We start from the raw sequence: 9939 nt of genomic DNA, 5'->3' as shown, positions 1-9939 counted from the left end.
ACACACTCCCGCAATTTCCTGGGCAATCTCTCTGCATTATTGCTTTAAATTTATCAATATTATAGTGGAAGGGCTATAGAATTACTTGATATGACTTATCAGTATTGACGTAATGGTAAGTCCTAATATTGTTTTAAAGGGAATGTAAATTTATTTAAACCAGCCGAATAGATTCAGCGGCTCCGCCAGGATATAAAGTGGAAAAGCCGGTCAAATTGATGTCTTGTCCTAGTATAGCTTGTCACTAAAACACAAGAAATGAAGACAAAAACAGTAAAAAAGAGAAAAACAAATTCTCCAGTTAGTAGAAAAACCTTCCGGAATGATTGACGAGAAAGGTAAATCAAAAATTGTTGAAGAAGTAAAATCAGGTATAATCAGCTGCCTTGGCGCTAGTCGAAAATATGGAATTTCAAGAAATAGTATCAAAGCATGGGCAGGCAATATTAATTTGACTACCTTTCTAAGTGCTGATAAATTTTCACAACCTCTTGATATGACCCAAAACCAGGAATCTAAGTTGCTTGTAAAGAAAATACAAGAACTCACCAAAGCTTTAGAATTATCACAATTGAAAAATCTTACCCTTGAAACAATGATTGAGGTGACAGAAAGTGACTTCCATATCAAGATAAGAAAAAAGCGTGGTCCCAAACAGTCTTAAGAATGCGGTAAAAGCAACCAGAATATACTCTGGTAGAGTTTTGTGCACTGTTTGGAGTCAACCAACAAGCTTATTATTTAGCTCATAATAAAGCAGCAAGAACAAGTATAGCACATTGTGTAGTTTTAAAATTAGTAAGCGAATTTCGTTCTTCGATCCCTATGCCTGGGACAAGAAAGCTGTTGTATTTACCGATATCTTAATGTGTAAATTAGGTGCTATAATAAATCGTTACTTTTCCAATGTCTATTCTAAATGTTAATATCATAATTACTCTCTACATCTTCGTCATTGTTTTTTTTTCTCTTTTACAGAAAAAATCAAACCAAATTTTGTATTTGAATTTCCAAAAAATATACAAAACATAGGGCAATTGGGTTGCTCTATGTTTTGTTTTTTATGATAATGGTTATTTGATAAGCCTGAAACTTTCTGCCATTGAAGCATAATTTGGGCGTAGTAAAATTTCAGCCCTTATCAGCCCTATTTCGCTATAATGAATAAATTTCTAACGGGTTTAATAGGATGATTAAAAAATTTGTTCCAAAGCTTTTTTCGGAGAAACCATCTTTACTGTAAACAATACCATCTTGCAGAATTAGATAAAGAAGTAATGACGAATATTATTCCATTCAAGCGGACTTAATTTATAGTTAGTATTTCTCTTTTTAGATATCTGATTTAGGTTGGCTGTCATGTGGTTTAGCAATCCGTAAAACTTAGAACGATAAATAAAAAACATTTTAACTGCATTCCAACCCGTTATAATTGATAATACGTAAGTAGAAAAACAGCAAGTATTTAGATTTATGTCTTTTACTATCAAATTTGCTACTTGGTTATTACTTGATTTATGGTGTAACTAACTTATAATAAGCGAATTGATTTTTCTATTTCTACACGTGAAAACCTGTGTAATGCTTTTTCCATAATAAGAAATTTCTTGCGCTACATTTGGTGCCTCTTAAGATGAAGAGTGGATTTTGACGAAAAAAGTGATCAGTTAAGAAAATAAATATCAAAATAATGATGGAAAAAATATTCAAAGAAAAAATTCGGTTTCTTTTTGTAGTTCTGCTTATATCGATGAATATAAGTGAGGTAAAAGCGCAAAAAAATTATCCAATGCCAATAGCCTCAGGGCTGAACGCGGATATTATTGCCAATGGAGTAGGTCCGGCACTTTCAAGTACAAGTAATAGTGCAGATGGAGTTAATTATAATTATGTGGCAAGGGATTTTAAAGCAACTGCTAGTGCTGCTGCCTTATCTTATGGGGTCCCTGCAGATGGGCTTATCAATTCTACTGACCAGCCTACCCCAGGACTTACCTTCCAATTGGCTCCCCTGTATGAAAACAACACTTTACAGTTAATTGCAGCTAATAGCAAAGGTACTGTAGTTTTTAAGACGCCTTTGGCTGCTACAAGTTTATATATGCTTGCTGCTGGTGCTTATGGCACTGCAAAGGCTACGGCTATTGTTTATTTTACCGATAATACCAGCCAGTCCTTTGCGGAGTTTTCAATTGATGATTGGGGTAATGGTGATAATTTTGCCATCAGGAATCTTGGTGTAATTTACAGAAATACGGATGTTACAACCAACACTCTTTTTGACGTAAAAATGTTTCAAATGGAGTTTGCTATTTCTGCGGAAAGCCAGCAAAAACTTATACAAAGTATTGAAATTACAAAAACAGGAGCTCCGGTTTTAAATGTATTTGCTTTTTCAGGTACAGATAAGAAATGTACGAATGCCCCTTTCAATATCACGTATTCCCCTTCTGCTGGTTGCGCGCTTTTTAATTGGACAGCACCTTTAATAGCACCTGTGGAAGGTTACGAATATTACATTACAACAGCTGGGGAACCGGCAACTGCTGCCACTGTACCAACAGGATCCGTTGGTACAGGTATAACGAGCTTAACATTGAACAATCTTGTTGCAGGACAAACCTATAATTTCTGGGTAAGAACGAATTGTGGTCCTTCAGACAAGGGCTCTTGGGGATTCTTGGGTTTTACAGCATTAAAACCTATAAAGCATAGCCAAATGCCAATAGCCTCAGGGCTGAACGCCGATATTATTGCCAATGGGGTGGGTACAGCAATTTCAAGTACAAGTAGTGGTTTAGATGGTGTTAGTGGTACTTTTAATTATGTTGCCAGGGATTTTAAAGCAACGGATACCGCTGCTTCCTTATCTTTTGGGGTCCCTGCAGATGGGCTTATCAATTCTACCCAGCAGTCTACCCCGGGGCTTAGCTTCCAATTGGCTCCCTTGTCTCAAAGCAACGTCCTCCAGTTAGTTGCTGCTAATAGCAAAAGTACTGTAGTGTTTAAGACGCCTTTGGCTGCCACAAGTTTATATATGCTTGCTTCTGGTGGTTAATTATAATAAATTAACGAGGAAAGAGTCTTTAGTATATGCAACAACTGATGGTAATTATATATAAGATAAATTTAAAAAAAAGTGATTGCCTAAATAGGACAAAACAAAAGGGTGAATATTTTATTGCCAATATTTGGCAGTAGAGCTCTGGTGAGCAGATATGAAAACGAACAATGTAAATAAAAAATATTATGAGTAAATTTTCAGAAGCTGAAAAAAGAATAGATGATGCACGGCTATCTGGTGCAACAAGATTAGATCTGTACGACTTTGGTCTGAGCACAGAGCAGTTCAAAGAATTGATGCCTCGCATAAAGAAGATACGAGGGCTTACTGAGCTGGATCTATCTTTCAACGAGCTAACGGCTTTACCTTCCGACCTAAACGAGCTGCCAACTCTTACTGAACTGAATCTACTTGGTAATAGCAAGCTTGGATCTTTACCCGACTCTATATGCGAATGCTTGAATCTTAAAGTGCTGGTAGTAATGGATACTGATATAGAGAAATTGCCTCATAATATAGGTAAACTATCAAGTCTTGAGTCTCTGAATGTATCGAATAATCCCAGACTTTATTCTTTGCCAATCTCGATGGGTGAGCTATCGAATCTTAAAGAGCTGAGGCTATCAGACACTAAAATTAGTGATTTACCAAGATTCTTTTCCAAGTTATCGAGTCTTACTGAACTGAATATGTCGGACACCCAGATTGAGACAGTGCCTGAACCTATATTCTACCTGTCAAATCTTACTCACCTTTATTTATCCCAGAATAATAAGCTTAGATATATACCTGACGGTCTATCCTATCTAGAAAATCTTGTTCATCTGGATGTATCCCAAAATAAGATGCTCACGAGTTTGCCTGCCTCAATATGGCAGCACCAGAGTTTAGTCCGCCTGAATGCATCAGAGAATCCAATGCTAACGAGCTTGCCTCAATCTATACCCTATCGGTCGTATCTTGAAGAGCTGAACATATCAGATTGTGGAGTGACGAGTTTACCTGCCAACATAGGTCGACTTCCTAGTCTTAAGAAGCTGACAGCAAGCAGTTGCGAGATTGTTGATTTACCTGAATCATTAAGGTATTTGCGGAATATTGAATTACTGAACTTCTTTAATAATCCTCTTTCAATGGAATCAATGAGTTTGTTGAATCGCATTTCCGAAGAACGAGAAGGTGTACGTATTCGATACAATATGGCGGCTCATGGTCGAGTTCAGTCCGCTGAAAGTGTATTGAAAACGCTTTATCCAAGTGATCAGGAGCTTGCTGCCGTTATGGAGAGATTGGGAAGCTGTGATCTGGATATGGTAACCATTACTTATGAAGGTGATATTCCAGTACAGAAATCTGCAAAAGAGGCAATAAAAGAGTTTTTAGCTAAAGTACCGATTGATAATGAGTATGAACGACAGTTGTATGGCTTTTCGACTATAAATCTGTTAAAGGAATTATTTGACGAAAATACCTCCAGAGAAGAAAAAAATACTATCGTGACAGAAATGTCTATCTTCCTGGGAGATTGTACCACTCCAACTAGACATTATTTGGAACAAAAAAGAATAGGACAGCTTGGAAAGGAAGCTCAATTATCGGATCTCGATGAACTCATTATAGAAAGACTAGCTGTTATAGAGAAAGTACGGAATTTACCAGGTTTTGAACCCAATGAAGAAATAGAACAAACGAATGGACTTGGTAATTTAGTTTATTCCAAAAGAAAAGTTGATCAAAGGCATATCGATATGAAGAGAAACCCTCCTAATGTGATCTTTATTGGGGAGAAAGAGAGGGACTTGCCTCCTACATCGGTCTATCCAACTATTGCTTTTGATCTAATAAAAAATAACCCTGAATTAATTCAGCAATTTGCTTGTTTGATCTGTGAAACTAATGATAATAAACCGATACAGACATCCGATGGTCATTATCTGTTGAGCGAGGAAAAGATAAAGAAGATAAAAAATAATTACATGGCTGATATGGGATTAGCCACAGGAGATCAGCTTGAACGAAAAAAATACACTGCCAAATATCCACAAGATATCGATGAGTTTATTGATAAAGAAGGTATGAAGGATCTCTTATACATTGACCACTTTGATGAAGCTAAAGATCTGTTGGATATGGCTTCACAACAAAATAAACTTAAAGTATTGCTTGAAAAAAAGGATGGGCCAGATATAGGCCACGAGTATAAAAAATATTTGTCTGAACAGCAATCGAAATTTACAAACTTTCGTGATCAAAAAAATCCTCTGGCACGGTTTACAACACCTCTTAATCAAAGATCTTCCTCTCAGAGCCCTGATCGAGATCGTACAGAAGGGCAGACAAAGTCAAATGAGAGAGTATTCTCTCCAAAAAGATAGTTGGGTATTCCACAATCGGAGGATTTTACAAAGATTAGACAAAGTATAACATGAATAGTTTTGATTAATAAACACGTAAAATATAAAATATATGAATAGTATTGAAGAAGCTAGTGCAAGAATAGCTATGACCCAGAGATCAGGGGCAACGAGCTTAGATCTGTCCAATTTACTTCTGAATAATGAGAATTTAGATGAATTGATACATGATATAGTGAGGATGGTACCTAATCTTACAGAACTAAATCTATCCAACAACCCTTTTCAGCAATTGCCTGGCTCGCTAAACCAATTGTCAAATCTTACTAGGCTGAACGTAAGTGATACTGAGGTAGCTGTTTTACCTGTAACATTTAGGGATTTACAAAGACTTCAAAGGTTGGACGTAGCTAATGCTCACATTACAGCCAGAACAATGTTCTGGTTGCAGGAAAATCTTCCAGACTGTGTAGTTAATTACGATATGGTACCTGGCCAGAGTGAAATAGTTGCTGAAAATACCGCTGCTTCAAACAATGTAACAATAGGAGATATAGATGTATATCCTCAAGATGTACTGTTGAATACTCCAGATTACATGAAGCAAGAGTCCATGATAACGGCTAGAGCAAAAATAGCTGATGCCCACAGATCGGAGGCAACAAGCTTAGATCTGTCCAATTTACTTTTAAATAATGAGAATTTAGATAAATTGATAGATGATATAGTGAGGGATATACCTAATCTTACTGAGCTAAATCTAAAATTTAACCCGTTACAGGAATTCCCCAACTCAATAATCCAGCTACCCAGACTTGAAAAACTGGACTTATCCGGAACCCAGATTAGGGATTTGTCTGACTCCCTAGGCCAATTACCAAATCTTACCCATCTGGACGTAAGTTTGAATAGGATAACACGTTTTCCTGACTCCATAGGAGAGCTATCAAATCTTATCGACCTGGATGCATCGGAAACATTGCTTACTGAAGTACCTGAAACATTAAGGAATTTGCAAAATCTTGAAATATTGTACTTAAGTAGCTGCCCCATTTCAGAATCAGGGGTAATTTGGTTGACGCGTACTTTTCCAAACGTAGAACTTCACCTCAATATGGCGGCCCATGAAAGCGTCCGAACTATTGAAGATGTATTGAAGGGCCTTTATCCCTATGAGGTGGAGCGAAATAAGGTAAAAGAAAGTCTAGAAAACAATGATATTGATCAAGAGGTAACGATTATTTATGGGGGAATTCGTAGTGTGAATAAACCTGCTAAAGAAGCGATAGTAGATTTTTTGCGTAAGACACCTCGAATGGATAGCGAGGCTAACAGACAGATGTATATAGGTACAATTAAAGATCTGATATCAGATATAACAAACCCATCTATTCCTCAGGAACACAGGCTTCTTATTGTGGGAACAATGACAGTTTCGATGGGAGACTGTAATACCCCAGTAACTAAGTATCTAGCCAATGAGGCTGCAAGGCGCCTGCTTTCGAAGTCTCGCTATGAAGAATTATCGGAATTTGAACAGGCTCATATAGAAAGGGAAGCTGTTGAAGAGAAACTAGTAAACTTAAAAGGGCATAGCCTCGGTGAGAAAATTGAATCAGTTCAGGGGCTTAGTAATACAATCTATTTCAATGGTGCAGAAACCGACGATAGGAATAAAGACATGAAGATTGTTGGAGATAGGACGCGGTTGCCATCTAAAACATTATATATAGGGTTAGGGTTCCAATTAGTAGAAGGAAAATCTGAATTACTCAGAGAACATGCATGTTTGGTTTGTCAGACGGATGATAATAATGAACCATTAAAGACTGCCAAAGGGGAGTATCTATTGGACAGGGGTAAGATAAAGGAGATAAGGGAAGAATATATGGCTGAACTTGGATATGGCACAAAAGAATATCTGGACCGGGTGAAATATATCAATCAGTATAAAGGGGATCTGGAAAATTTTATCAAAAAGAATGAGCTGGATGATATATACATTGCTCATCTTGGAGAATCTGGAGGACTTCTGGATACCTATGCCCATGAAAAAGAGCTCAAGGGTGTTCTTGGAAAGGAAGGGATTGTAGTAAAGGATGAGTATATCAAATTTTTGGAAGGGAAAACAGCAGCCATTAAAAATTTTAAGAATCAAAAGAATGATTCTAAAGAACGTCTCGCTCGTTTCACAACCCCATTAAATTTAGATAAAACTCAAAGATCCCGGTCGGAGAGCCCCAATCCTGGACATGAACGGCGAGGTGGAGAGGAAGAATCGAAGACGCGGAGTGCCTCGCTGCGAAGATAGTTCACAGTGAGTAAGACCTACAAGACTGAGTTGACGCCGTCGGCAAACATGCCTTATCAAGAAAATTTCATGTCTTATTTAGATCAACTGCTACGTAATATAATTCTTAATTTGCTAAGATTATATCAAGATTACTGAGTTTTGAGAAAGTATTAAAATAATCAAAAAGATAAGAGAATTCAGAAAGGAAGGGGAAAGAGTTTTAATGACAGAAAGTATTGACGTAGACTCAGGTGTCAGAATGTTACTTTGAGGATTTACGACGATAGAACAGAGCGTATTATATATGTAAACGGTCAGTTCTACAACGGAACTTTTGAGAGGAAGTTAAATAAACCCAATAGTGAAGGGAATTAGATTACGTGTATGTTTTTGATGATATATATACCCAAAAAAATAAAAGTGGTAATGAAGGTTTAACCTAAATCATTAAAAGAGGATAATGTAAATATAACACATGAGAAGTTTATAAAAATTTGTCGTATTACTTATTCAGATGCGATTGATAATAATAGTTGATTATAAGAAAATTAACGGGGAAAGAGTCTTTAGTATATGCAGCAACTGATGGTGATAATATGTATGATATATTAAAAAAAGCGATTGACTAAAATAGGACAAAACAAAATTGTCTATATTATTAGAATCAGTAATTTGGTAGTAGAGGTCTGGTGAGCATAGATGAAAGCGAACAATATAAATAAAAAAGTATTTTGAGTAACATTTCAAAAGCTAGAGAAAAAATAGCTAATACCCAACGAACTGGTACAAAAAGTTTAGATTTGAGCGGTTTTGATTTGTCCACAGAGGAGCTTGAAAAATTAATGCCTAGCATAAAGGAGATACCAGAGCTTACTGCTGAATCTATCTTTCAAAAAACTAACAACTTTACCTTCCGACATAAACGACCTGTCAACTCTTACTAAGCTATTATTATATAATAATATGAAACTTAGATCTTTACCTGAGTCTATATGCGAATGTTCGAATCTTAGAGAGTTGACACTATCGTATACCAAGATTAAGAAATTACCTGATAATCTAGGCAGACTATCGCTTCTTGAGTCCCTGATTGTATTAGAAAATTCTAACCTTGATTCTTTGCCACTATCGATAAGTGACCTATCACATCTTAAAGAGCTGAATATAGCAGCAACTAAAATTAGTAATTTACCCAGAAACTTTGCCAAGTTATCGGACCTTGCTACACTGCAAATGTCGGAAACCTATATTGAGACTGTGCCTGAATGCATATCTTACCTATTAAATCTTACCCACCTCGATTTATCCGATAATAACAAGCTTATATGTATACCTGAGGATTTAGTGTCCTCCCTAGCAAGTCTTACTTATCTGAATGTCTCCAACAATATACTACTAACGAGTTTGCCTGCCTCAATATGGCAGCACCAGAGTTTAGTCCGCCTGAATGCATCAGAGAATCCAATGCTAACGAGCTTGCCTCAATCTATACCCTATCGGTCGTATCTTGAAGAGCTGAACATATCAGATTGTGGAGTGACGAGTTTACCTGCCAACATAGGTCGACTTCCTAGTCTTAAGAAGCTGACAGCAAGCAGTTGCGAGATTGTTGATTTACCTGAATCATTAAGGTATTTGCGGAATATTGAATTACTGAACTTCTTTAATAATCCTCTTTCAATGGAATCAATGAGTTTGTTGAATCGCATTTCCGAAGAACGAGAAGGTGTACGTATTCGATACAATATGGCGGCTCATGGTCGAGTTCAGTCCGCTGAAAGTGTATTGAAAACGCTTTATCCAAGTGATCAGGAGCTTGCTGCCGTTATGGAGAGATTGGGAAGCTGTGATCTGGATATGGTAACCATTACTTATGAAGGTGATATTCCAGTACAGAAATCTGCAAAAGAGACAATAAAAGAGTTTTTGGCTAAAGTACCGATTGATAATGAGTATGAACGACAGTTGTCTCGTCCTAGTATAGCTTGTCACTAAAACACAAGAGATGAAGACAAAAACAGTAAAAAAGAGAAAAACAAATTCTCTAGTTAGTAGAAAACCTTCCGGAATGATTGATGAGAAAGGTAAATCAAAAATTGTTGAAGAAGTAAAATCGGTATAATCAGCTGCCTTGGCGCTAGTCGAAAATACGGGGTTTCAAGAAATAGCATCAAAGCATGGGCAGGCAATATTAATTTGACTACCTTTCTCAGTGCTGATAAATTCTT

General features: G+C 36.8%; 5 protein-coding genes. All 5 read left to right on the top strand.

The features are described 5' to 3' along the window. The first annotated feature begins 322 nt into the window (after positions 1-322). The 5 genes from AC6CH4_RS25760 to AC6CH4_RS25740 all read left to right on the top strand — a co-directional run bounded on the left by AC6CH4_RS25760 (position 323) and on the right by AC6CH4_RS25740 (position 9706). A complete protein-coding gene (locus AC6CH4_RS25760; RefSeq protein WP_498108174.1) occupies positions 323-664 on the top strand; it encodes a hypothetical protein in 342 nt (113 codons plus the stop codon). Positions 665-1690: 1026 nt separating this feature from the next. Then, complete coding sequence (locus AC6CH4_RS25755) at positions 1691-3058, top strand: fibronectin type III domain-containing protein (protein WP_498108172.1); 1368 nt, start codon at positions 1691-1693, stop codon at positions 3056-3058. 191 nt (positions 3059-3249) lie between these two features. After that, the gene (locus AC6CH4_RS25750) at positions 3250-5439 is read left to right on the top strand and encodes a leucine-rich repeat domain-containing protein (RefSeq protein WP_498108170.1); all 2190 of its coding nucleotides are present in this window, start codon (positions 3250-3252) and stop codon (positions 5437-5439) included. Between the two features lie 91 nt (positions 5440-5530). Then, positions 5531-7729, top strand: a complete 2199-nt coding sequence (locus tag AC6CH4_RS25745; protein ID WP_498108168.1) for a leucine-rich repeat domain-containing protein — start codon at positions 5531-5533, stop codon at positions 7727-7729. A 999-nt stretch (positions 7730-8728) separates the two neighbouring features. Then, positions 8729-9706, top strand: a complete 978-nt coding sequence (locus AC6CH4_RS25740) for a leucine-rich repeat domain-containing protein (RefSeq protein ID WP_498108166.1) — start codon at positions 8729-8731, stop codon at positions 9704-9706. The last annotated feature ends 233 nt before the right edge of the window (positions 9707-9939 follow it).

It is taken from the genome of Flavobacterium sp. GQ95, from assembly GCF_059758655.1.
Note: the sequence above shows the minus strand (reverse complement) of the source record. Positions and strands in the feature narration are given on the sequence as shown.